We start from the raw sequence: 22,289 nt of genomic DNA, 5'->3' as shown, positions 1-22,289 counted from the left end.
GGTGCAGCGCGGCCTGCTGCTTGCGCACCTCGATGATCTCGGCCAGCGCGACATCGCCCGGGTCGGCCATGACCCCGCTCGTCGCCTCGCTGCCCATGACTAGAACATAGGTGCCAAGCCCGACAACTTTCCGGCCACCGCGCACCTGTGGAAAACCCGATCGCGTCGACGGTCTCGCACGGCCGCCTACCATCGGTGCCGTGCTGAAGAGCCTGAGGACCGCGACCGACGAGGTGCTGGCGGTGTCGCGCGCGATGCTCGTCGCGATCGCCCTGGTGCTCGCCCTGCTGCTCGCGTTCCCGGTCGTCGAGGCGCTGCTGGCACGCGACGAATCCGCGGCCCCCGTCGTCACCCTCGCCGTCGTCGAAGTGCTGATCGGCATCGGCGGCGCCGTCGTCCTGCACCGCCACGGCGAGCTGGTCGATCGGCCGGCTTCCGCGCTGCGGTGGCGATCGGCGCTCTGGCTGATCGCGCTCTGCCTGCCTTGGGCGGGGTTGATCGTGCTGACGCGGCAGGCGGCGTACCTCGGCTTCGTCCTCTACTTCCTCTCGCTGTGGTTGCTGCCGCCGGCGATCGGGACGGCGACCGCGATCACGCTCGCGGTGCTGACCGGGCTCGGCCAGAGCGTGCACCACGGGTGGACGTCGGCCGCGTTCATCGGGCCGATCGCGAGCGCCGGGATCCTCGTCGCGGTGATGATCGGGCTACGTGCCGTGATCGCGCAGTCCACCGCGCGCGCCGAGCTCATCGAGGCGCTCGAGAGCGCCCAGGCGCGCCTGGTCGAGTCCGAGCGCAGCACCGGGCGGCTCGCGGAACGCGCGCGGCTGGGCCGCGAGCTCCACGACACCGTCGCCCAGCACCTCTCCAGCATCCAGCTGCTCGTGCACGCGGCCGAACGCGACGCCGATCCCGCCGCTCGCGAGCAGCATCTGCAGGCGGCGCGGGACGCCGCCTCCTCGGCGCTCGGCGAGACGCGAGCGTTCATCGCCGATCTCACCCCGGCGCCGCTGGCCGGACGATCGCTCGTCACCGCGCTCGAGCGCGTCGCGGCTCAGCCGCGCGGCGGCCTGCGAGTGACCACCCGGATCGCCGGACACCCTCGCACCCTGCCTACCGCGATCGAGGCGACGCTGCTGCGCATCGCGCAGGAGTCGCTGGCCAACGTCGCCAAGCATGCCGAGGCGAGCACGGCGACCGTCGTCCTGCAATACGGCGAGGACGACGTCCTGCTCGAGATCGGCGACGACGGGCGCGGGTTCGACAGCGACCGCGTCCTCGCGCCGGGCGGAATGCCGGACGGGTCCTTCGGCATATCGGGGATGCGCGCTCGCGCCGCCGAGCTCGGCGGCTACCTCGCCGTGGTCGGCGAGCCGGGGGAGGGCACGCTCGTCTCCGTGCAGGTCCCGGTGCCGCCCGGCGATCCGGGACGAGGACTGCGGTCATGATCCGCGTGCTGATCGCCGACGACCACCCGATCGTGCGGTCCGGGCTCCGCGCCGTACTCGCCGGTGACCCGGACATCGAGATCACCGGCGAGGTCGGACTCGCGCTCGATGCGATCGTCCAGGTGCAGACCGCGAGGCCGCCCGTCGACGTCGTCACCATGGACCTGCGGTTCGCGGAAGGCATCTCGGGTGCGGAGGCGACCCGGCGGCTGCGGCGGCTGCCGAGGCCGCCCGCGGTCCTGGTGCTCACGAACTACGACAACGACGTCGACATCCTCGAGGCGATCGAGGCCGGCGCGAGCGGCTATCTGCTGAAGGACGCGCCGCCGGCCGCGCTGACCGAAGCCGTTCACGCGGCGGCTCAGGGCCGTGTCGTTCTCGCGCCGATCGTTGCCGATCGCCTCAAGCAGCGGCAAAGCAGGCCCGACGTCGCGCTCACCGAAAGAGAGCGTGAGGTGCTGGCGCTCGTCGCTGCGGGTCTGTCGAATCGCGAGATCGGCGCCCAGCTGCACCTGAGCCAGCCGACCATCAAGAGCCACCTCGCGCACGTCTACGGCAAGCTCGGGGTCTCCAGCCGCACGGCGGCGCTCGCCCGCGCCCGCGAGCTGGGGATGCTTCGCTAGCCGATGCCCCTGGCGCGGTACAGATCGCGCAGCAGGGCGATCTCGGCACCGTGGTGGATCACCTCGCGGTTGATGTGCAGCACCAGGTCGAGCATCGGGTAGTCGGCGTACGGACCCTCCGCCGGTCCGCACGGCTCCGCCAGCCGGTCCTCGCCGAGCGTGCGGACGCCGGCGACCCACGCGGCGTACTGCTCGTCGAGCTGGCGCAGCGCCTCGTCGGCGCCGCCGGCGTACGACCAGGTCTCGTACTCGCACACCGGGCCCCCGAAATGGCTCGCCACCCGGCTGCCGAGCACGCCGACGACGATGTGCGCCAGCCGCCACGCGATCGTGGTCACCGGCGCCGGCACGGGCTCGGGCATCTCGAACTCGACGACCCAGTCGCCCGAGCCGGCCGCGATGGGCGCCGTGGACGTACCGCGCCGCCGCACGTTCCAGCAGCCGTCGACCGGCTCCCAGAAGTACTCGTCGTCGGTGAGCCCCTGCAGGCGCGGCCGTAGCTGCCCCGTCCAGTGCACGTCGAGCTGCATGACGAGTGACTCGTTCAGCTGGATGTCGCTCATGGGCTGAGCCTGCCACCTGTGGCCGACAGAAATGAGACATTCCGGCACGGTGAACGGCTGCCGATCGGCTGCCGAGATCGTCTCGCTGCTGAGATGGGACACCGTAGGCCCAGGTCACGATAGGGACACGGATGGGGCGCGCCGACAACCTTCCGACGCCTCCGTGCGACTGGATGCAAGGCGAAGGGAGGCACCGTGGACGTACAGGCGCTGTACGCGGACAACTGGCACCAAATGGTGCGGCTGGCATATCTGCTGACCGGCAGCGCGGACGCCGCGGAGGACCTGGTGCAGGACGCCTTCCTCGCCCTGCATCGGGCCGAGCACCGTCTGCACCGCCCCGAGGCGGCGCTGGCGTACGTGCGAAGGGCGATCCTCAATCGGTCTCGTTCCGCCGTGCGGCACACCGTCGTCGCCCGCAAGCACCTGCACGCGCTCGCCGGTGAGAAGGAGGGACCGCCCGCAGACACGAGACTCATGCGGGAGGCCGAGCAGAGCCGGCTGATCGAGGCGCTCCGCGCGCTGCCGGACCGGCAACGCGAGGTGCTGGTGCTGCGCTACTGGAGCGGCCTGTCGGAAGCGGAGATCGCCGGTGCCCTGGGCATCTCGGCGGGGACCGTCAAGTCGTCGACGAGCCGCGGAATGACTGCCCTCAAGGAAGCACTCGGAGGTGCCCGATGAGCGAGCTCGAGGACGACCTGCGCGCCACGCTCGCCCGCCACGCGCGCGACGCCTTTCCGGACGATCGACCGGTACCCCCTCTCGACCTGGGCCGGCCGGGGGACCCGGTAGGCGCGCCAGGCTCGGACGGTGGATGGCGCAGGTCTCGGATCGCGCTGCTGGCCGGCGCGGCCGTCATCGGCATCGCGGTCGGGGTCGGGACCTTCGCGGCGCAGCACCGCGAGACCCGGCCGGCCGGCCCCGGCGGCGTCAGCCGGTCGTCCGGCCCCGGTGGCGTCAGCCAGTCGTCCGCGCCGAGGGAGACCACGCAGTCCACCCAGCCGAGCACCGCGACGGCGAGCTCGGCGTCGAGCACGGCGGCCGCGGTCCAGTACGTGCCCGGTGTGTACGGCGGAGCCCAGATCCCGATCCCACCGGGGTTCCAGGTGGCCAAATCGCCGACCGGTGATCCGGCGCGCGTCTGTCTCGGCGACGACGGGAGCACCTGCACGATCGAGGTGGTGAGCCGCCAGGAGACGGTCGACGCCGACACCGACGGTGGGTACGCGAGCGACCCGCAGTACTGCCCGCCGGCGTCGGGTGGGAGCAGATCGCTGAGCGGGTACGAGAGCTTCCAGTCCGATGGGCACCCGGTCGAGTACCGGGGCTACCACTGGGTGTGTGCCGACGGGACGTCGGTCGACACCGCGACGTTCGTGACCGTGGGGAAGCCGACCTACGTGCTGTTCAGCGAGCACGCCACGCCGGCAGTGGTGGCCGCGATGAAGGAGGCGCTGCAGCAGGCGAAGCTGCCCGCCCGCCAGGGCGACCTGCGAACCTACGACTACGGCATCGTCACCGCCGTGACGCCGAGCGCGGACGGGTCGGTGACGATCGCGCTGGATCGCGCCGTCCCGAGCGGCGGGGACGGGCCGGTCAACAACAATCCGGCGACGTACGACTACCGGATCCCGGCGACGACGACACGGCCGACGGTCGGCGACACGGTCAAGCTGTACACGGACGGCGAGACGGTCACCGACTGCTTGGTCTTGGGGCGCTGAGTCAGCGACGGATCTGGGACTGCTCGATGACGTACTCGCCCCAGTCGAGGGCGTTGACGAGCGAGGTGCCGTGCGCGGTGGCCAGCATCTCCAGGTCGTCGCGCAGCCGCAGCACCTCGCTGCCGACGATCAGCCCCTCGGCCGAGCACAGCTCGACGGCGCGCGCGCACACCTGCGAGCAGACCTCCGTCGCGTGCGCCTTCGCTCCCGCGGCCAGCGCGTCGACGCCGCGCTGATCGGCGTCCAGGAAGCGCAGCGCCTGATACGCGTAGGCGCGGGCGGCCTCGACGCTCGCGCTCATCCGGCCCACCTCGAGCCGGATGGCGTCACGGTCGGTCACCGGCTCGCCGGCGATCCGCCGCGTCGACAGCTGCTTGATGGTCGCGTGGATCGCGCGCTGCGCGACCGAGGTGGCCTGGATGGCGCTGAGCGCGCGGTCGGCGGCCAGCATCCGCGCGACTCCCTCGTCGCCGCCGACGTCCAGCAGATCGTCGCGGGCGACCGGCGTGCGGTGGAACTCCAGCAGGCCGAAGGTGAGGAAGCGCAGCCCGGCGGTCGGGATGGCCTGCCGCTGCACCGACGGCTGGTCGAGGTCGACGATCGCGCGGACCAGGTCGCCGTCGGCGTCGCGGGCCAGCACGATGGCCACGTCGGCCGTCATGGTGTGCACCGCCCACAGCTTCTGGCCGGTGAGCGTGTAGCCGTCGTCCGCCGGGCTCAGCGTCGCCTCGACGCCGCTGAGGTCCGTGCCGGCCTGGGTCTCGGTGACGGCGATCGTGCCGATCAGGTCGCCGCGCAGCAACCGCGGCATCCAGCGGTCCTTGGCCGCCGGCGAGCCGAGGCGGGCGATCTCCCGCTGCACGTTGTGGTTGGACAGGTACGGCGCCACCTCGGCGACGCCCTCCAGGAGGGCGCCGAACTCCTCGGCGGTGAACCCGCTGCCGCCGTCCGCCTCGTCGACCCGGCCGCCGAGGTAGCCGGTGGGCGCCAGGGACGCGAAGACCACCCGCAGCTGGTCGGCTGAGAGCGGCTGGTCGAGGTCGGCGCCGACGAACGCGGATTTCGCGAGCGCGGCCCCCGCGCCGTGCAGCTCGGCGAGATGCGGGTCTGCGAAGTACTGGGTGTCCATGACGCTCCCAACCAGGTGGCGAGGCTTGTTCCTGCAGTATTCCACCGGCAGGTTCCGCTGCCGTGCTTCGGCCGGTAGGTTGCCGACATGACCCAAATTCCTTCGTACGACGAACTTCCCGAGGGCCCGAACGGCGGACGCCTCGGCTGGCACATCTTCGGCGCGGACGACCAGCTCGGACTGATCAACCTGCTGACCGAGGAGCGGGTCGCCGAGGCGACGGCGCTGGTCAAGCGCGGCGCGGCGTTCCCGCTGGAGCACGCCTACGCGAACTACGACCCGGCGCCGAACACCAAGCGCGGCAACCCGAAGCACAACCTGCTCGTCACCCGCAACGACCTCGCGTGCGACGACTTCTACGACGCGTTCTTCCCGCAGGGCGGCAGCCAGTGGGACTCGCTCGCGCACGTGGCGTACGACCTCGGGACGTTCTACAACGGCGCGACGATCGACCAGATCCGCGCCGCTGAACGGAACATGATCATCAACTGGTCGCGGCACGGCATCGCCGGACGCGCGGTCGTCCTCGACATCCCCGCCACCATGGAGAAGCAGGGCAAGTCCTACGACGCGGGCACGAACACCAAGATCACCGTCGAGGACCTCAAGGCGGCCGTCGAGCACGCCGGCCTCGAGCACCGCACCGGTGACATCGTCGTCCTCTACACCGGCTTCGAGCAGTGGTACGCCGGCCTCGACCAGGCGGCGCGCGACGACCTGCCGAACGACCTCGTCTCCCCGGGGATCGAGAACAGCGAGGACATGGCCCGCTACCTGTGGGACATCCACTGCGCCGCCGTGGTGTCGGACAACTACTCCGTCGAGTCGTGGCCGGCCACGTTCGGGGAGGGCACCGCGCCGTTCGGGTTCCTGCACCAGATGCTGATCGGCAGCTTCGGGATGGCACTCGGCGAGCTGTGGCACCTCAGCGACCTCGTCGCGGACTGCCGGGAGACCGGCGTGTACGAGGGCATGCTCGTCAGCAGCCCGATGATGGCGCCGCGAGGGGTCGGCTCCACGGCGAACGCGGTCGTCCTGAAGTAGCCGCCGGTGGGCCGCGCGGCGCATGGTGAAGGATGGCCCCATGGACTTCCGTATCTTCACCGAGCCGCAGCAGGGTGCGTCGTACGACGACCTGCTGACCGTCGCGCGCGCCACCGAGAGCCTCGGCTTCGACGCCTTCTTCCGCTCCGACCACTATCTGGTGATGGGCGGCGGCGACGGGCTCCCCGGCCCGACCGACGCCCTGGTCACGCTGGCCGGGCTGGCCCGCGAGACCGAGCGCATCCGGCTCGGCACGCTGGTCTGCTCGGCGACGTTCCGCCACCCCGGCGTGCTCGCGATCAGTGCCGCGCAGATCGACCAGATGTCAGGTGGGCGTCTCGAGCTGGGTCTCGGGACCGGCTGGTACGAGCGGGAGCACACCGCGTACGGGCTGCCCTTCCCGTCGCTCGGTGAGCGCTTCGACGTCCTCGAGGAGCAGCTGGCGATCCTGACGGGGTTGTGGCGCACGCCGGTCGGCGAGACGTTCTCGCACGACGGTGCGCACTACACCCTCGCCGAGTCGCCGGCGCTGCCGAAGCCGGCGCAGGACGGCGGCGTCCCGATCGTCGTCGGAGGCGGCGGCCCCAAGCGCACGCCGCGGCTGGCCGCGCAGTACGCCGCGGAGTTCAACCGGGTGTTCGTGCCGATCGACGAGATCGCGCAGCAGTTCGCCCGGGTGGGCGAGGCGTGCGATGCGATCGGCCGCGACCGCTCGACGCTGACCCTCTCCGCCGGCCTGGTGGCGTGCGTCGGCCGCGACGAGGCGGAGATCCGGCGGCGCGCGGACGCCATCGGCCGGGACGTCGACGAGCTGCGCGAGAACGGCTTCGCCGGGACGCCGCAGGAGGTCGTCGACAAGGTCGGCCGGCTGCAGGAGGCCGGTGCCCAGCGGCTGTACTTCCAGATCCTGGACCTCTCGGACCTGGACCACCTCGAGCTCATCGCGTCTGATGTAATGCAGATAGTTAACTCTGCGAACTAGTTTGAGGTGTCCTGATGTACCCAGGCAAGTGGGCCGCGATCGCACCGGAGCGTCCGGCGATCATCATGACCGACTCCGGTGACCGGCTGACCTATGCCGAGCTGGAGGAGCAGTCGGCCCGCTTCGCGACCTGGTTGCACGAGCAGGGGCTGCGGCGCGGGGACACCGTCGCGCTGCTGGCGACCAACTCGGTCGAGCACTACGTGGTCTACTGGGCCGTCATGCGGTCGGGGCTGTACCTGACCGCGATCAACTTCCACCTGCTGCCGGCCGAGGTCTCGTACATCCTGAAGGACTGCGGGGCGAAGATCCTCGTCGCGTCGGCCGACCTGGCCGACCTCGCGACCGAGGCGCTCGCGCAGGCGCCCGCGGTGCAGAAGGCCCTGGCGTACAAGGGGTCCATCGAGGGCTTCGAGGACCTGCACGCGGTCATCGCGGCGAGCGAGAACGACCCGCCGGCAGACGACCGCGCCGGCCGCACGATGCTCTACTCCTCGGGCACCACCGGCCGGCCGAAGGGCGTGCGGCACCCGCTCAGCGAGGAGTCGGTCAAGACCGACGGCGACGGCTCGCTGAAGAACCTCTCGCCGATCTACGGCTTCGACGAGAACACCCGCTACCTCTCGCCGGCGCCGCTGTACCACGCCGCACCGCTGCGCTACACCGCGCAGATCCAGGTGCAGGGCGGAACCGTCTACGCGATGCCGAAGTTCGACGCCGAGGAGGCGTTGCGGCTCATCGACGAGCACAAGATCACCCACAGCCAGTGGGTGCCCACGATGTTCGTGCGGATGCTCAAGCTCGATCCCGACGTGCGCGCGAAGTACGACGTGTCGTCGATGCAGACCGCGATCCACGCCGCCGCGCCGTGCCCGGTCGACGTGAAGCGGGCGATGATCGACTGGTGGGGTCCGGTCATCTGGGAGTACTACGCGGGCTCGGAGTCCAACGGATCGGCGCTGATCAACACCGAGCAGTGGCTCGCCAAGCCCGGATCGGTCGGCAAGGCCGCGGTCGGCGTGCTGCACGTGTGCGACGAGGACGGCAACGAGCTGCCGCCCGGCGAGGTCGGGAAGGTCTACTTCGAGCAGCAGAGCGGGATGCCGTTCGAGTACTACGGCGACCCGGAGAAGACCGCCGCATCGCGGCACCCGCAGCACGCGAACTGGTCGGCGATCGGCGATCTGGGGTACCTCGACGAGGACGGCTACCTGTTCCTCGCCGAGCGGCAGAGCTTCGTGATCATCTCCGGCGGGGTGAACATCTACCCGCAGGAGGTCGAGGACGCCATCACGATGCACCCGCTCGTGCAGGACGTCGCCGTGATCGGCGTCAACCACCCCGAGATGGGCGAGGAGGTCAAGGCCGTCGTCCAGCTCGCTCCCGGGGTTCCCGCGACCGAGGAGACCCGTGAGCAGCTGATGGAGCACCTGCGGGGGCAGCTCGCCAAGTACAAGCTGCCGCGCTCGATCGACTTCGTCGACGAGCTGCCGCGCACGCCCACCGGCAAGTTGCGCAAGCACCAGATCCGCGCCACCTACGAGTCGTAACCGCACCCGAACAGGCGCCCACGCGCCCACGCGCGTTCGCCGTTGGCGCGCGGGCCCCCAACCACCGTCGTCGGTCCAGGTCGCCCTCACCACGATCGTCGAGCGAGCGAGCCCCCTGGGGCGAGCGACGTCGAGACGTGGTGAGTCGCCCTGGTGGTGCCGGGCATTGTGGTGGTTCGGCGTCTCGACGTCGGGCTCGTTCCTCGCCCTCGCTCGACGACCGTGAAGGGGGACGACGAGCGTGAGGGGGCGACGATGGTGAGGGACTCGACGACCGTGAGGGGTCCGCGACCGTGGCGGGTGTGGCGGCTCGACGTCGGAGGGCCCGGATCGCGGTCGTCTAGCGAGCGAGCCCCCTGGGGCGAGCGACGTCGAGACGTGGTGAGTCGCCCTGGTGGTTGGGGGCGTTTTTGTGGTGCGGCGTCTCGACGTCGGGCTCGTTCCTCGCCCTCGCTCGACGACCGTTGAGGGGGGCGACGACCGTGAGGGCACTCGACGACCGTGAGGGGGGCGACGACCCTGAGGGGTCCGCGACCGTGGCGGGTGTGGCGGCTCGACGTCGGAGGGGCCCGGATCACGGTCGTCGAGCGAGCGAGCCCCCTGGGGCGAGCGACGTCGAGACGTGGTGAGTCGCCCTGGTGGTTGGGGGCGTTGTCATGGTGCGGCGTCTCGACGTCGGGCTCGTTCCTCGCCCTCGCTCGACGACCGTGGAAGGCACGCGACGACCGTGAGGGGTCCGCGACCGTGGAGGGGTCGACGACCGGTGGTTGGGTGCGGCGACCCGCGCCTACAAGGGAGCGTGGGCGAGGGCCGCGGCCTCGCCGGCGGGGACGCCGCACAGCACGAGCAGCCGCTCGGCCAGCTCGTCGCACCACGACTCGTCGACGCGCGACGGGGTGCGCACCCACTGGTGGAGCGCCGCCATCAGCGCGCCGACGATCGCGGTCAGCAGCAGCTCGGGATCCGCGCTGGTGAACCGGCCCGACGCGATACCCGCGCCGAGCACGCGCCGCGCCCGCGGCATCAGGCCGGTGTCGGAGTCCAGGATCGCCATGCCCTGCGCGGCCAGGATGTGCGCCATCTCGACGTTCGTGATGACCAGCCGCGCCGTCGAGCGGATCGCGACCGCCACGCGCTCGGCCGGGTCGGGGTCGGCGCTGGGCGCCGTCGCATCCAGCAGGACGCCGTGCTCGTCGAGGACCTCGTGCACCGCGGCCGCGAACAGCTCCTCCTTGCCCGAGAAGTGGTTGTAGAAGGAGCCCAGCCCGACGTCCGCCGCCTCGGTGATCTCGGCGATCGACCGCTCGCCGTAGTCGGGTGAGCGCAGGAACCCGCGGGCCGCGTCGATCAGCTTCTGACGGGTGCGGGCCCGGCGCCGGTCGCTGCGCGCGACCGACTGCGCGTCAGGAGAAGACATCGGTCGCGTACCGTCCCGTCGCGCGTTGCGCCTCGAGCCAGGCGGTGGACTCCGCGACGCTGCCGCCGGTCGCCTCGGCGTGGATGCGCACGAGCGCGTCATGCACCGCCGGCGCCATGCGTTCCCCGTCCCCGCACACCATGACCTTCGCATCCGAATCGAGCAGCGTCGCCACCGCCTGCCGTTCGGCCCACAGCCGGTGCTGGACGAACATGATCTCACCGTCCGGCGCGAAGGTATACGCCTTGTAGGTGCGCAGGTTCGCCTCCGCGGCCACCGCGGCGTACTCCTCGGCGTACAGGTCGTCGATGTCCGGCCCGTCGCAGCCGAAGAACAGCGCGAGCGGTCCCGCCGGCTCACCGGCGCGCGCTCGCGCGGCGCGTTCGCGGATGAAGCCGCGGAACGGCGCCATCCCGCTGCCCGCCCCGATCAGCACGACCGGCTGCGCGTTGTCCTCCGGCATGCGGAAGTGCTCGTTGGGACTGGTGACCGCGACCGCGATCTGCGTGCCGGGCTGGATCGCCTGCAGGTAGGTCGATCCGGTGCCGTGGTACGTCCCGAGCCCGCTGCGGGCGTCCGCCTCGAGGACGGCGACCGTCAGCGCGGCGACCGTCGGCTGCTCGAGGTCGCTGGACGAGATCGAGTACTGACGGGCGCGCATCGGACGCAGCATGTCCAGCAGCGCGGGCAGATCGATCGTGCACGACGGGAACAGCTCGAGAAGATCGACGACGCCGACGTGCTTGCCCAGCACCTCGGCGGTGTAGCGGTCGTCGTCCTCGATCAGCGCCTCGATCTGCCGGCGCTCGGGAGGGCACGGGCACGCCGCGGCGAGCTTCTTCAGGGCCCCGCGGGTCGCCGGGAGGGTGAGGTCGACGTACTGGCCGAGCAGCGTCGCCACCGGCACGGGAGTCTCCAGAGGGAACGACGCGTTGGCCGCCGCCCGCCGCGAGGTCAGCGTGACCGTGCTCTGCGGGTCGATCCCGACCGCGCGTGCCGCGCGAGCGACCAGCGCAGGGTGGTTGGCCGGCAGCACCGAGAGGTAGTCGCCGGTGCGGTACGTCATCCCCTCCGGCAGCGCGAGCTCCAGGTGCCGCTTCGAGCGGCCGTGCTCGGAGCGCATGTTGACCAGCTCGCGGTTGTGCAGCACGGTCGCGGGCCGCATCCGCAGCTTGGCCGCGAGCGGGTGCGGCGCCGGCTCGTCGACGCGCGCGACGGCGTACGCCGGGCCGTCCGCGACCGCGGCGGCCGTCACCTGAAGCGCGGTCTCGAGCTCCGGCCACAGGCCGCGGTACCAGCGTTCCCAGTCGCCGAAGAAGTCGCCCTGGCCGTCGGCCTCGCCGCGGGATCGCAGCCGGGTGGCGCCCGCGGCCGCCATCTGCTCGTCCACGAGGGTCGGGATCCGCTGGTAGGTGGCCGGCCAGTCGCGGTTGCCGACGCCCATCACGGCGTACCGCACGCCGTCCAGGGCGCCGGGCTCGAGCCCGTCGAGCCACGACATGAAGCGGCCCGCGTTGTCCGGCGGGAGACCGTTGTACGAGGCGGTCACGATCAGCACCGCGCCGTCGACAGGCAGGTGGTTCACGTAGTCGTCGAGGGCGCCGACCGTCACCCGCCAGCCGCGGTCCGCGCCGTCCCCGGCCACCGTCCGCGCGAACCCCTCCGCGCTCCCGGAGTTGGACCCGTACAGCACCAGCAGCGGCGGGCCGGCGGCGTCCCCGGCGGCGGTCGGCGACGGGGCCGAGGCGGCCGTGGCGGTGCCGGACCGGTCGATGACGCGGCGCGGCCGCGCGACGATCTGCAGGTCCGCCGGCTTGATCGTCAGCGTCTCCTTGAAGTCGTACTCGTAGGGACCGGCGAAGTCGAAGTCGAAGCGCTGCAGCAGCATGGCGAGGACGAGGGTCGCCTCCTGCAGCGCGAACGGCCGTCCGATGCACGCGCGCTCGCCGTGGCCGAACGGCATCCAGGCGTAGTCCGGGATGGACTCGAGCCGCCCGGGCGCGAACCGCTCGGGGTCGAACGTCTCCGGCCGGTCCCACACCGAGGCGTCCCGGTGCAGGTTGGGCAGCATCACCATGACGGTCTGCCCGGCGCGCACCCGGTAGCGGCCCGACAGCACGACGTCCTCGGGCGCCTTCAGGCCGAACGCCGGCGCGGTGGGGTGCAGCCGCAGCGTCTCGCGCAGGATCTGGCCGACGTAGCCGAGCTCGGCGAGGTCCTCGAAGCGCGGCAGCCGGTCGCCCAGCACGTCGTCCACGACGACCCGTGCCTTCGCCAGGACCTGACGGTTGGCCAGCAGCTGGTACACGGCGAACGACAGCAGGCCCGACGTCGTCTCGTGGCCGGCGATGAGGAACGTCGTGAGCTGGTACTCGACGTTCTCCGCGGAGAGCTTCTCGCCGGTGAGCGGGTCGACCGCGGTGAGCATCCGCTGCAGCAGGTCGTGCGGGGCGTCCGCCGCCGGGACCTTACGGCGGGCGGCGACGATCTCGCGGGTGACCGTCTTCAGGTAGGCGACGTCGGCGTCCCACTGCTTGTTCTTGCGGCGCAGCAGCGGCTGAACCTGGGGGAGCCGCCGGGAGCGGTCGCCGGCCTCCACGAGAGAGCGCACCATCGCCCCGACGAAGGGGTGCAGGTCGTCGGCGTAGAAGGAGTTGAACCGGTAGTCGAAGGCGCACAGCGCGATCGTGTCGAGGGTCAGCCGGGTCATGTCGTCGGTGACGTCGATGACGTGGTCCTCGCCGAAGCGCTCCCAGCGGGTGAGCATCTGGTCGGCGATGTCGAGCATCTGGGGGAAGTAGTCGCGGATGGCCATCGGCCCGAACGCGGGCATCAGCAGCCGGTGCGCCTTGGCCCAGTTGGGCTCGGAGTTGTACGCCGTGAACAGGCCGTCGCCGCCGAACGCCCGGATCGGGCGCAGCACGCTGTGCACGACCTTGCGCCACCGGGGGTCGCCGCAGATCTGCCGGACGTACTCATGGCCGCTGACGACGACCATCTCGGTGCCGCCGAAGCCGACCCGGAAGATCGGCCCGTACCGCGTGGCCAGGGTGTCCATCACCTTGACCTGGCGCTCGTCGCTCAGCAGCTCCGGCAGGGCGCCGACGACCGGCCACTGCCGCGGGCCGGGGATGGTCAGTTCGGTGTTGGTCATGCGACCAGACTAACTGAACAAACGCTCAGAAGTGAATTGCTCATCAGAAACCTAGCTCGTGGAATGCTGGCGGGCGAGCAGGCGTTACCACGGCACACCCACTACTGGAGGACTGATGAGCACCACCAACCTGACCACCGAGAGCTTCGAGAAGACCGTCACGGACAACGACATCGTGTTCGTCGACTTCTGGGCGTCCTGGTGCGGCCCCTGCCGGATGTTTGCGCCGGTGTACGACAAGGTGTCCGCGCAGCACGAGGACGTCGTGTTCGGCAAGGTCGACACCGAGGCGGAGCAGGCCATCGCCGCGGCCGCCCAGATCTCCTCGATCCCGACCCTGATGGCCTTCCGCGAGGGCATCATGGTGTTCCGTCAGGCGGGCGCGCTGGGCGAGAAGGACTTCGCCGGGCTGGTGGACGCCGTCAAGGGCCTGGACATGGACGAGGTCCGCGCCGAGATCGCCAAGCAGGAGACCGGCAAGTGAGCGACGAGTCGCGCCAGGCGCCCCCGTCGGACGCGGGGGCTCGGTCGGTGACCATGGAGCGGGTCGCGCCCACGAAGTTCACGGTGACCAACGAGCGGGGTGGCCAGATCACCACCGGCTCCGGCTCCGACGCGGACTTCATGCCGGGCGAGCTGCTGCTGGCCGCGATCGGCGCGTGTACCGGTGTCGACCTGGACATCCTGGTCTCGCGCCGGGCCGAGCCGCTCGCGCTGCGCATCGAAGTCGGCGCGACGAAGGTGCGCGACGAGCTCGGCAGCCGGCTCACCGACATCGTCGTCACCTACGACGGCGAGTTTCCCGAGGGCTCGGACGGTGACGAGGCCCGCGCGATGGTGCCGAAGATCGTCGCCCGCTCCCGCGAGAAGCTGTGCACGGTCGGTCGCACCGTCGAGGTCGGCACCCCGATCAGCGACGTCATCACCGATCAGCAGGCCTCGAACCGGTAGGTCGCGTACCCACCGGGATTCCTTAGCGCCGGCACCCCGATCGACGCGCCGCGCTCCCGGGGAATAGGTTGGCCGAAAGGCCAGTCGATGAGGGAGCGCAACCAGTGAGTGACGAGAACCCGGTCCTGAGCGAGCGCCGAGGCGCGGTACTGCTGATCACCCTGAACCGGCCCGACCGGCTCAACGCGTGGACCGACGGGCTGGAGAACGCCTACTTCGACGCGCTCGCCGCGGGTGCCGCCGATGCCGAGGTGAAGGCGATCGTCGTCACCGGCGCGGGCAAGGGGTTCTGCGCGGGCGCGGACATGCAGCGGCTCAGCGGCATCAGCGAGTCCGGCGCGGCACCCTCGACGGGCCGCAAGAAGACCTTCCCGCTGAGCATCCCCAAGCCCGTCGTCGGCGCGATCAACGGCGCGTGCGCGGGGCTCGGTCTCGTCGAGGCGCTGATGCTCGACGTCCGGTTCGCGGCCCCGTCGGCGAAGTTCACCACCGCGTTCGCGAAGCTCGGCCTGATCGCCGAGCACGGTGTCTCCTGGCTGCTTCCGCGCGTGGTCGGCACCAGCAACGCGCTCGATCTGCTGATGAGCAGCCGGATCATCACCGCCGAGGAGGCGCACCGGATCGGGCTGGTCAACCACGTGAGCGACGAGGGCGCCGTCCTCGACGACGCGCTGGCGTACGCCGAGCAGGTCGCCTCGACCGTGTCGCCCAAGGCCATCGCGGTCATGAAGCGCCAGGTCTACTCGCACTGGAGCAGCGACCTCGAGGCGGCGCTCGCCGACTCCAACGACCTGATGAGCGAGGCGCTGGCCGGGCCGGAGCTGGGCGAGGGCGTGCGCGCCTTCACCGAGAAGCGGGCGCCGCGCTTCGAGGGTGTCGCCGAGCAGGTCTGAGGGGCGTACCGGGGCGCCCGGCGGCTAGGGTGCCGCGGGCGGCCTGGCCGCCAGCGACTCGAAGCTGCTGCGGAAGTAGACCAGCGGCTTGAGCTCGGTCGCCGCCGCCAGGTGCAGCACCCGGCCCACCACGATCAGGTGGTCGCCGCCGGCATGCACCGCCTCGATCGTGCAGTCGATGTGCGCGAGCACGCCCTCCAGCAGTGGCGCGCCCGACGGCCCGGGGCTCCACGGCACGCCGGCGAACTTGTCGCCGCCGGAGCGCGCGAACTTCAGGCCCAGGTCGTCTTGGCCCTCGGCCAGGATGTTCGCCGCGAAGTGCTTGGCGTGCTGGATGCGCGGCCAGGACGTCGACGTCCGGTTCGGGCAGAACATCACCAGCGGCGGGTCCAGCGACAGGGACATGAACGACTGCGCCGTCAGCCCGACCGGGACGCCGTCGTCGGAGGCGGTGACGACCGCGACGCCGCTGGCGAAGTTGCCGAGCACCGCCCGGAAGAGGTCGGGGTCGATCTCGCTCACGATGCCGTCCCTGCCACCTCGGTCAGGAAACGGTCGGCGAACTCGGCGATCTCGCCGGGATCGCGGTGGCCGAACGTCGGCAGGATGAACTCGTCGACCCCGGCGTCGGCGTACTGGGCCAGCGTCTCGCGCAGCTGGTCGGGGGTGCCGCCGATCGCCGGGCGGGTGGCGCGCACCTCGGCGGCCTTCTCTGCGCCGCCGTCGCCGAGGAACACCAGCGCCTGGGTCGAGCGGTGCAGCGAGGCGGGGTCGCGCTCGCGGTCCTCGCAGGCCGCGCTCATGATCGCCGACTTGTGCGCGAACACGTCCGGGGTCGACCAGCAGTTCCACTCGTCGGCGTACTGCGCGACGATCCTCGGCATCACCTTCTCGCCGCTCGCCCCGATCAGCAGCGGGAGCCGCCCGGCCGGCGCCGGCGACAGGGCGGCGTCGCGCAGCCGGTAGTGGGTGCCGTCGAACGTCGTCCGCTCGTTGTCGCGCAGCGAGGTGATGACCTCGCACGCCTCCCGGAACCAGGCCAGCCGCTCCTTCGTGGTGCCGAGCTCCAGGCCGTACGCCGCGTGCTCGTTGACCTGCCAGCCGGCGCCGAGGCCCAGCACGAACCGCCCACCGCTGATCAGGTCGATCTGCGTCGCGGTCTTGGCCATCACGGCCGGGTGGCGGAAGGTGTTCGCGGCGACCAGCGGCCCGATCCGCACCCGCGGGACCGTGGCGGCGAGCGCGGCGAGCTGGGCGAGGCTCTCGCCCATCGGCTCGGCGTTCGGCTCGGGGGTGTTCGGCATGAAGTGGTCGGCCAGCCACAGGCCCGACCATCCGGCCCGTTCGGCGTCCGCCGCGAGGCGGTGCAGATCGTCCCAGGGCAAGGCGGCCGGCAGCCACAGACTGAAGCGCATGGCCTGACCCTATAGCCTGCCAGCATGCCCACGCCCCTCGCCGAGCTCGTCCATCCGGAATGGCTGCCGGTGCTGGCGCCGGTGGAACCGGTCATCGCCCGGATGGGGGAGTTCCTGCGCGGCGAGGTCGCCGCCGGGCGGCAGTACCTGCCCGCGGGCGACCGGATCCTGCGGGCGTTCGGGCAGCCGCTGTCGGCCGTCAAGGTGCTCGTCGTCGGCCAGGACCCGTACCCGACGCCCGGCCACGCGGTCGGGTTGAGCTTCAGCGTCGAGCCGCATGTCCGTCCGATCCCCCGCTCGCTGCAGAACATCTACCGGGAGTACGTCGCCGACCTCGGCCACGCGATGCCCGCCGACGGGGACCTCTCGCCGTGGGAGCGGCACGGCGTGCTGCTGCTCAACCGCTGCCTGACCGTGGAGCCGGGCCGGCCGGCCGCGCACCGCGGCAAGGGCTGGGAGGCGGTCACCGATGCCGCCATCGACGGGCTGGTCGCGCGCGGCGGGCCGCTGGTGGCGCTGCTGTGGGGACGCGACGCGCAGTCGCTGGCCCCGCGGCTCGGCGACGTCCCGGTCGTGGCCTCCGCGCACCCGTCGCCGATGAGCGCCGACCGGGGCTTCTTCGGCTCCCGGCCGTTCAGCCGCGTCAACGAGCTGCTCGTCGAGCAGGGCGGCGAACCCGTCGACTGGAGGCTGTAGGTGATCGTCGACTACGACGTCCTGGTGGTCGGGTCCGGCTTCGGCGGCAGCGTCAGCGCCCTGCGGCTGACCGAGAAGGGCTACCGGGTCGCCGTCCTGGAGGCCGGCAAGCGGTTCGTCGACGACCCGGCCGACGCGCGCGACGCCGACACCTCGCCGTACGCCGAGACCTCGTGGCAGGCCCGCCGGTTCCTGTGGGCGCCCCGGCTCGGCTGCTACGGCATCCAGCGGATCCACGCGCTGGACAACGTGCTGATCCTGGCCGGCGCGGGCGTCGGCGGCGGGTCGCTGGTCTACGCGAACACCCTCTACGAGCCGCTCGAGGCGTTCTACCGCGACCCGCAGTGGGCGCACATCACCGATTGGAAGGCCGAGCTCGCGCCGTACTACGACCAGGCCAAGCGGATGCTCGGGGTGGTGCGGTACGCGCGGATGACCCCCGCCGACGAGCGGATGAAGGAGGTCGCCGACGAGCTGGGCGTCGGCGACACCTTCCAGCAGGCGCCGGTGGGAGTGTTCTTCGGCGGACCCGGCGTGGGGCCCGGCGAGCTGGCCGACGATCCCTACTTCGGCGGCGCCGGACCGGCCCGCCGGGCCTGCACGCACTGCGGCGAGTGCATGACCGGCTGCCGGCACAACGCCAAGAACACCCTCGTTAAGAACTACCTCCACCTCGCCGAGAAGGCGGGGGCGCGAGTGCTGCCCATGTCCACGGTGAGGACGATCCGGCCGCTCGGCGACGGGTTCGCGGTGGACGTCGTGCGCACCGGCCGACGGGCGGACGCCGTCCACCGGCTCACCGCCCGCGAGGTGATCCTCGCCGCAGGCACGTACGGCACCCAGTCGCTGCTGCACCGGATGAAGCACGACGGCCTGCTGCCGGGGCTCTCCGACCGGCTCGGCGAGCTCACCCGCACCAACTCGGAGGCGTTGCTGGGCGCCACGAGCCGCGGCGACGACGTGGACTACACCGAGGGCGTCGCGATCACGTCGTCGATCCACCCCAACGAGCACACGCATATCGAACCCGTTCGATACGGCCGGGGCAGCAACGCGATGCGGTTGCTGCAGACCGCGCTCACCGACGGCGGACCCGGGAGCCGGGTCCGGAAGGTCCTGCGCGCCCTCGCCGCCGACCCGCGGCTCGCGGGCCGGCTGCTGCGCGGTCGCGGCTGGTCGCAGCGCACCGTCATCGCGCTGGTCATGCAGAGCCTGGACAACTCGATCACCGTGCGCGGCGAGCGAGACCGCTTCAGCCGCTTCCGGCTGCGCTCCACCCAGGGGCACGGCGAGCCCAACCCCGACTGGATCCCCGAGGGCAACACCGCCGCGCGGATCCTCGCCCGGAAGATGGGCGGCGACGCCGGCGGCAACTGGGGCGAGGTCCTCGGACGGCCGCTCACCGCCCACTTCCTGGGCGGGGCGGTGATCGGCGACTCGCCCCGTACGGGGGTCGTCGATCCATACCACCGCGCGTACGGCGTCCCGGGCCTGCACGTCGTGGACGGCTCGACCGTGTCGGCCAATCTCGGGGTGAACCCGTCGCTGACCATCACCGCGCAGGCCGAGCGGGCGTGCGCGCTGTGGCCGAACAACGGCGAGCGCGACACCCGGCCACCGCTCGGCTCGGCGTACCGCCCACTGCCACCGGTGCCGCCGCGGCACCCCGTCGTGCCGGAGGGCGCGGTCGGGGCGCTGCGGCTGCCGATCGTCTGAGCCGGAGGAATATCGTGGCCCGGTGACCGACTCTTCCGTGAACTGGACGCTGCAGACCCGCGCCGTCGCGCTCGGCCGCCCCGAGGGCCCGGGCGCGCCGCTGAACCAGCCGCCGGTGCTGGCCTCGACGTTCCGGGAGGGCGGCACCGACTACGCGCGGTTCGGCACCGGCTCCCACCACGCCTTCGAGGTCGCGATCGGCGCGCTGGAGGGCGGCGCCGCGCTGTCCTTCGCCAGCGGCATGGCGGCCGCGGCGGCGATCGTGGAGACCGTGCCGCTCGGGGGCACCGTGCTGACCGCCGACAACCTCTACCACGGCGTACGGTCGCTGCTCGGCGACCTGCAGCAGGCCGGCCGGCTGCGTGACGTGCGCGTCGACGCGCTCGATCCGGCGGCCGTCGAGGCGGCGCTGCCGGGCGCGGACCTGCTGTGGATCGAGACGCCCAGCAACCCGCTGATCCAGGTCCTCGACGTCGAGGAGCTGGGCCGGCTCGCACAGCGGCACGGCGTCCCGATGGTCGTCGACTCGACGTTCGCCACGCCGCTGCGGCTGCGGCCGCTGGAGCTGGGCGCGACGTACGTCGTGCACTCGGCGACCAAGTACATCGGCGGGCACTCCGACCTGCTGATGGGCGTCGTCGTCGGGCGCGACGAGGCCGCGCTGGCGCCGGTCGCGCGCCGGCGGCAGCTGCACGGCGCGGTGCCGGGCGCACTCGAGAGCTTTCTCGCGCTGCGCGGCCTGCGCACCCTCGCGGTGCGCCTGGACCGGGCGGAGGCGTCCGCCGGCGTGCTCGCGGAGCGGCTCGCGCAGCATCCGGCCGTGACGCGGGTCTGCTACCCCGGCCTGCCCGACGATCCGGGGCACGACCTCGCGACGCGGCAGATGAGCGGGTACGGCGCGATGCTGTCGTTCTGCGTGGCGAGCGAGGACGCCGCCGACCGGGTGCTCGCCGGCACCCGGCTCGTCGTGATGGCCACCAGCCTCGGCGGCGTCGAGACCACCGCCGAGCGGCGCAACCGCTGGAACGAGGGCACGCTCACCGGGCTGATCCGGGTGAGCGTCGGCATCGAGGACGTCGAGGACATCTGGGCCGACCTGCGCACCGCGCTGGACGCGCTGGATGACTGAGGAACGGCGGGGGCTGCTCGCCGGCCTCGCGGCCTGGGTCATCTGGGGGCTGTTCCCGCTGTACTGGCGGTCGCTGGCGCCCTCCACGCCGTTCGAGCTGCTGGCGCACCGCGTCGTGTGGGCGGTCGTGTGGGTGGCGCTGGTGCTGCTGGTCATCCGGCGCTGGCACGAGGTGCTCGCCGCCTTCCGCGACCGGCGGACCGCCCTGGTGCTGGTCGCCGCGTCGATCGCGATCGGCGTGAACTGGGGGATGTTCATCTACGGGGTGAACGTCGGACGCACGGTCGAGGTGTCTCTCGGCTACTACGTCAACCCGCTGGTCAGCGTGCTGCTCGGGGTGTGGTTCTTCTCCGAGCGGCTGCGACCGCTGCAGTGGGCGGCGATCGCCATCGCCGCCGTGGCCGTCATCGTGCTGACCATCGAGGTCGGGCAGTTCCCGTGGCTCGGCCTGTCGCTCGCGGCCTCCTTCGGCGTCTACGGCCTGCTGAAGAAGATCAGCCCGACCCCGCCGCTGTCCGGGCTGATGGTCGAGGCGCTGATCCTGCTCCCCGCGTCGGTCGCGTTCCTCGCGTACCTGATGAGCACCGGCACGTCGACGTTCGGCCACCACGGTGCGCTGCACGTCGTGCTCATCGTGCTGATGGGGCTCGTCACCGCCGTCCCGCTCGTGCTGTTCGCGGTCTCGGCGCAGTCCATCCCGCTGTCGACCCTCGGTCTGATGCAGTACATCACCCCGACGATGCAGTTCCTGCTGGGCGTGGTGGTGTTCGGCGAGCCGATGTCCGCGGCCCGCTGGACCGGGTTCGCGATCGTGTGGGCGGCGCTGATCGTGTTCTCCGTCGACGCGCTGCACAACGCCCATCGGGAGCGCCGCACCCGGGCCGATGAGATGGCTGTGACGCCTGAGGCGATCTAGCGGGCGGGGCGCCGGAAATCGGCCGCAACGCCCCGGTGGCGTGCCGCCCGCCGCGGCCGCGCATGGCACAATGAAGCCCGGAATCACACGCGTGTCGTTTACCGCGTGACGCTCCCGAGGCAAGGACGAGGCATGGACATCGCGCAGGCTCTGCAGACGGGCGACGACTCCGACGAGGTCGTCGACGGGCTGACCCGGCGCGAGCGCGACATCCTCGCCTTCGAGCGGCAGTGGTGGAAGTACGCCGGCGCCAAGGAGCAGGCCGTCAAGGAGCTGTTCGGGCTCTCCGGCACGCGCTACTACCAGGTGCTGAACGCGCTCATCGACCGGCCGGAGGCGCTCGCCGCCGACCCGATGCTGGTCAAGCGGCTGCGCCGGCTGCGCGCCACCCGCCAGCGAGCCCGCTCGGCCCGCCGCCTCGGCATCGAACCGCAGTAGCGCCGATGCTGACCGCTGCCGACGTCCGGCGTCGCCGCATCGGCGGCGCCGTCGCCGCCGTCATCGGGATCGTGCTGATCGTCCTCGCGGTGCTCGCGCTGACCGGCAAGCTCGGCGCCACCGGCCCGAGCAAGGGCGCCTCCGACGCGGCCCAGTCCGCCGGCGCGACGTCCGGCAGCGCGAGCGGCTCCTCGGGCGCCTCGAAGCCGGCCGATGCCAAGGCGCCGCTGACCGTGCTCAACGCCAGCAGCACCGGCGGCCTGGCGGCCAAGGGCAAGGCCGCGTTCGAGAAGGAGGGCTGGCAGGTCACCCAGACCGGCAACCTGTCGGGCTCGGACGCCCCGAAGAGCTCCACCGTGTACTACCCGGCCGGTGACGAGGCGGCGCACGCCGCCGCCCAGGACCTCGTGAAGGCGTTCCCCAAGCTCACCGCCGCGGAGGCGCCCGCTGGGTTCAAGTACAGCGGGGTCGTCGTCGTCATGACCGGAGACTGGACGCCCTGAG

At 71.8% G+C, this 22,289-nt stretch carries 22 protein-coding genes; 16 read left to right on the top strand and 6 right to left on the bottom strand.

What is annotated here, in order from left to right; all coding sequences use genetic code 11:
• Nucleotides 1-200 precede the first annotated feature (200 nt).
• Together F8A92_RS11170 and F8A92_RS11165 are read left to right on the top strand one after the other, a co-directional pair.
• Nucleotides 201-1,445: a sensor histidine kinase gene (locus tag F8A92_RS11170; RefSeq protein ID WP_153505241.1), complete on the top strand. Its 1,245-nt coding sequence runs from the start codon at nucleotides 201-203 to the stop codon at nucleotides 1,443-1,445.
• Nucleotides 1,442-2,068, top strand: a complete 627-nt coding sequence (locus F8A92_RS11165; RefSeq protein WP_153505240.1) for a response regulator — start codon at nucleotides 1,442-1,444, stop codon at nucleotides 2,066-2,068. The genes F8A92_RS11170 and F8A92_RS11165 overlap by 4 nt, the downstream gene beginning before the upstream one ends.
• On the opposite strand, the gene F8A92_RS11160 is transcribed toward F8A92_RS11165, so the two are convergent.
• Complete coding sequence (locus tag F8A92_RS11160; protein WP_153505239.1) at nucleotides 2,065-2,631, bottom strand: DinB family protein; 567 nt, start codon at nucleotides 2,629-2,631, stop codon at nucleotides 2,065-2,067. The two genes, F8A92_RS11165 and F8A92_RS11160, sit on opposite strands and share 4 nt — an antisense overlap.
• A gap of 195 nt (nucleotides 2,632-2,826) precedes the next feature.
• Here F8A92_RS11160 and F8A92_RS11155 point away from each other — a divergent pair, with 195 nt between their 5' ends.
• Both F8A92_RS11155 and F8A92_RS11150 read left to right on the top strand, forming a co-directional pair.
• Nucleotides 2,827-3,312 (top strand): SigE family RNA polymerase sigma factor, encoded by a 486-nt coding sequence (locus tag F8A92_RS11155; protein ID WP_228389380.1) that lies wholly within the window; start codon nucleotides 2,827-2,829, stop codon nucleotides 3,310-3,312.
• Nucleotides 3,309-4,355, top strand: coding sequence for a hypothetical protein (locus tag F8A92_RS11150; RefSeq protein ID WP_153505238.1), 1,047 nt, complete (start codon nucleotides 3,309-3,311; stop codon nucleotides 4,353-4,355). Before F8A92_RS11155 ends, F8A92_RS11150 begins: the two co-directional genes overlap by 4 nt.
• A gap of 1 nt (nucleotide 4,356) precedes the next feature.
• Here the strand turns inward: F8A92_RS11150 and F8A92_RS11145 are convergent, their stop codons facing one another.
• The gene (locus tag F8A92_RS11145) at nucleotides 4,357-5,484 is read right to left on the bottom strand and encodes an acyl-CoA dehydrogenase family protein (RefSeq protein WP_153505237.1); all 1,128 of its coding nucleotides are present in this window, start codon (nucleotides 5,482-5,484) and stop codon (nucleotides 4,357-4,359) included.
• 87 nt (nucleotides 5,485-5,571) lie between these two features.
• On the opposite strand from F8A92_RS11145, the gene F8A92_RS11140 reads away from it, so the two are divergent.
• From F8A92_RS11140 to F8A92_RS11130, 3 genes are read left to right on the top strand one after another with little or no spacing between them, the layout of a single operon-like run.
• Nucleotides 5,572-6,528 (top strand): cyclase family protein, encoded by a 957-nt coding sequence (locus F8A92_RS11140; RefSeq protein WP_153505236.1) that lies wholly within the window; start codon nucleotides 5,572-5,574, stop codon nucleotides 6,526-6,528.
• A gap of 40 nt (nucleotides 6,529-6,568) precedes the next feature.
• Nucleotides 6,569-7,510 (top strand): LLM class F420-dependent oxidoreductase, encoded by a 942-nt coding sequence (locus tag F8A92_RS11135; RefSeq protein ID WP_153505235.1) that lies wholly within the window; start codon nucleotides 6,569-6,571, stop codon nucleotides 7,508-7,510.
• Nucleotides 7,511-7,524: 14 nt separating this feature from the next.
• Nucleotides 7,525-9,060 (top strand): acyl-CoA synthetase, encoded by a 1,536-nt coding sequence (locus F8A92_RS11130; RefSeq protein WP_153505234.1) that lies wholly within the window; start codon nucleotides 7,525-7,527, stop codon nucleotides 9,058-9,060.
• A 787-nt stretch (nucleotides 9,061-9,847) separates the two neighbouring features.
• Here the strand turns inward: F8A92_RS11130 and F8A92_RS11125 are convergent.
• Together F8A92_RS11125 and F8A92_RS11120 are read right to left on the bottom strand one after the other, a co-directional pair.
• Complete coding sequence (locus F8A92_RS11125; RefSeq protein WP_153505233.1) at nucleotides 9,848-10,477, bottom strand: TetR/AcrR family transcriptional regulator; 630 nt, start codon at nucleotides 10,475-10,477, stop codon at nucleotides 9,848-9,850.
• Nucleotides 10,464-13,631, bottom strand: a complete 3,168-nt coding sequence (locus tag F8A92_RS11120; protein WP_153505232.1) for a bifunctional cytochrome P450/NADPH--P450 reductase — start codon at nucleotides 13,629-13,631, stop codon at nucleotides 10,464-10,466. The genes F8A92_RS11125 and F8A92_RS11120 overlap by 14 nt, the downstream gene beginning before the upstream one ends.
• 115 nt (nucleotides 13,632-13,746) lie before the next feature.
• Here F8A92_RS11120 and trxA point away from each other — a divergent pair, with 115 nt between their 5' ends.
• From trxA to F8A92_RS11105, 3 genes are all read left to right on the top strand, one after another.
• Nucleotides 13,747-14,115, top strand: a complete 369-nt coding sequence (trxA, locus tag F8A92_RS11115; protein WP_153505231.1) for a thioredoxin — start codon at nucleotides 13,747-13,749, stop codon at nucleotides 14,113-14,115.
• On the top strand, nucleotides 14,112-14,582 hold the full coding sequence (locus F8A92_RS11110) for an OsmC family protein (protein WP_228389379.1): 471 nt from the start codon (nucleotides 14,112-14,114) through the stop codon (nucleotides 14,580-14,582). The genes trxA and F8A92_RS11110 overlap by 4 nt, the downstream gene beginning before the upstream one ends.
• A gap of 104 nt (nucleotides 14,583-14,686) precedes the next feature.
• Nucleotides 14,687-15,475 (top strand): enoyl-CoA hydratase-related protein, encoded by a 789-nt coding sequence (locus F8A92_RS11105; protein WP_153505230.1) that lies wholly within the window; start codon nucleotides 14,687-14,689, stop codon nucleotides 15,473-15,475.
• A 24-nt stretch (nucleotides 15,476-15,499) separates the two neighbouring features.
• Here F8A92_RS11105 and F8A92_RS11100 read toward each other — a convergent pair whose 3' ends face one another.
• Both F8A92_RS11100 and F8A92_RS11095 read right to left on the bottom strand, forming a co-directional pair.
• On the bottom strand, nucleotides 15,500-15,997 hold the full coding sequence (locus F8A92_RS11100; protein ID WP_153505229.1) for a flavin reductase family protein: 498 nt from the start codon (nucleotides 15,995-15,997) through the stop codon (nucleotides 15,500-15,502).
• Entirely contained in the window at nucleotides 15,994-16,890 is an 897-nt protein-coding gene (locus F8A92_RS11095) for an LLM class flavin-dependent oxidoreductase (RefSeq protein WP_153505228.1), read from the bottom strand. Before F8A92_RS11095 ends, F8A92_RS11100 begins: the two co-directional genes overlap by 4 nt.
• Before the next feature lie 24 nt (nucleotides 16,891-16,914).
• On the opposite strand from F8A92_RS11095, the gene F8A92_RS11090 reads away from it, so the two are divergent.
• The 6 genes from F8A92_RS11090 to F8A92_RS11065 all read left to right on the top strand — a co-directional run bounded on the left by F8A92_RS11090 (nucleotide 16,915) and on the right by F8A92_RS11065 (nucleotide 22,288).
• A complete protein-coding gene (locus F8A92_RS11090; RefSeq protein WP_153505227.1) occupies nucleotides 16,915-17,586 on the top strand; it encodes a uracil-DNA glycosylase in 672 nt (223 codons plus the stop codon).
• The gene (locus F8A92_RS11085; protein WP_153505226.1) at nucleotides 17,587-19,302 is read left to right on the top strand and encodes a GMC oxidoreductase; all 1,716 of its coding nucleotides are present in this window, start codon (nucleotides 17,587-17,589) and stop codon (nucleotides 19,300-19,302) included.
• 22 nt (nucleotides 19,303-19,324) lie between these two features.
• Entirely contained in the window at nucleotides 19,325-20,431 is a 1,107-nt protein-coding gene (locus tag F8A92_RS11080; RefSeq protein WP_153505225.1) for a trans-sulfuration enzyme family protein, read from the top strand.
• Entirely contained in the window at nucleotides 20,424-21,347 is a 924-nt protein-coding gene (gene rarD / locus F8A92_RS11075) for an EamA family transporter RarD (RefSeq protein ID WP_153505224.1), read from the top strand. The genes F8A92_RS11080 and rarD overlap by 8 nt, the downstream gene beginning before the upstream one ends.
• A 132-nt stretch (nucleotides 21,348-21,479) precedes the next feature.
• Nucleotides 21,480-21,785, top strand: a complete 306-nt coding sequence (locus F8A92_RS11070) for a DUF3263 domain-containing protein (RefSeq protein ID WP_153505223.1) — start codon at nucleotides 21,480-21,482, stop codon at nucleotides 21,783-21,785.
• A gap of 5 nt (nucleotides 21,786-21,790) precedes the next feature.
• The gene (locus F8A92_RS11065) at nucleotides 21,791-22,288 is read left to right on the top strand and encodes a LytR C-terminal domain-containing protein (RefSeq protein WP_153505222.1); all 498 of its coding nucleotides are present in this window, start codon (nucleotides 21,791-21,793) and stop codon (nucleotides 22,286-22,288) included.
• Nucleotide 22,289 lies beyond the last annotated feature (1 nt).

The sequence above is a fragment of the Cumulibacter manganitolerans genome (assembly GCF_009602465.1).
In the GTDB taxonomy this organism is placed as follows: domain Bacteria; phylum Actinomycetota; class Actinomycetes; order Mycobacteriales; family Antricoccaceae; genus Cumulibacter; species Cumulibacter manganitolerans.
This window is presented reverse-complemented; position numbering and strand designations above follow the sequence as displayed.

What these genes read in the sequence shown, in the direction of transcription:
- F8A92_RS11120 (WP_153505232.1), bottom strand. Translation starts at nt 13,631, where the DNA reads ATGACCAACACCGAACTGACCATCCCCGGCCCGCGGCAGTGGCCGGTC.
- F8A92_RS11130 (WP_153505234.1), top strand. Translation starts at nt 7,525, where the DNA reads ATGTACCCAGGCAAGTGGGCCGCGATCGCACCGGAGCGTCCGGCGATC.
- F8A92_RS11065 (WP_153505222.1), top strand. Translation starts at nt 21,791, where the DNA reads ATGCTGACCGCTGCCGACGTCCGGCGTCGCCGCATCGGCGGCGCCGTC.
- F8A92_RS11150 (WP_153505238.1), top strand. Translation starts at nt 3,309, where the DNA reads ATGAGCGAGCTCGAGGACGACCTGCGCGCCACGCTCGCCCGCCACGCG.
- F8A92_RS11140 (WP_153505236.1), top strand. Translation starts at nt 5,572, where the DNA reads ATGACCCAAATTCCTTCGTACGACGAACTTCCCGAGGGCCCGAACGGC.
- F8A92_RS11125 (WP_153505233.1), bottom strand. Translation starts at nt 10,477, where the DNA reads ATGTCTTCTCCTGACGCGCAGTCGGTCGCGCGCAGCGACCGGCGCCGG.
- trxA (WP_153505231.1), top strand. Translation starts at nt 13,747, where the DNA reads ATGAGCACCACCAACCTGACCACCGAGAGCTTCGAGAAGACCGTCACG.
- F8A92_RS11090 (WP_153505227.1), top strand. Translation starts at nt 16,915, where the DNA reads ATGCCCACGCCCCTCGCCGAGCTCGTCCATCCGGAATGGCTGCCGGTG.
- F8A92_RS11135 (WP_153505235.1), top strand. Translation starts at nt 6,569, where the DNA reads ATGGACTTCCGTATCTTCACCGAGCCGCAGCAGGGTGCGTCGTACGAC.
- F8A92_RS11095 (WP_153505228.1), bottom strand. Translation starts at nt 16,890, where the DNA reads ATGCGCTTCAGTCTGTGGCTGCCGGCCGCCTTGCCCTGGGACGATCTG.
- F8A92_RS11165 (WP_153505240.1), top strand. Translation starts at nt 1,442, where the DNA reads ATGATCCGCGTGCTGATCGCCGACGACCACCCGATCGTGCGGTCCGGG.
- rarD (WP_153505224.1), top strand. Translation starts at nt 20,424, where the DNA reads ATGACTGAGGAACGGCGGGGGCTGCTCGCCGGCCTCGCGGCCTGGGTC.
- F8A92_RS11160 (WP_153505239.1), bottom strand. Translation starts at nt 2,631, where the DNA reads ATGAGCGACATCCAGCTGAACGAGTCACTCGTCATGCAGCTCGACGTG.
- F8A92_RS11070 (WP_153505223.1), top strand. Translation starts at nt 21,480, where the DNA reads ATGGACATCGCGCAGGCTCTGCAGACGGGCGACGACTCCGACGAGGTC.
- F8A92_RS11145 (WP_153505237.1), bottom strand. Translation starts at nt 5,484, where the DNA reads ATGGACACCCAGTACTTCGCAGACCCGCATCTCGCCGAGCTGCACGGC.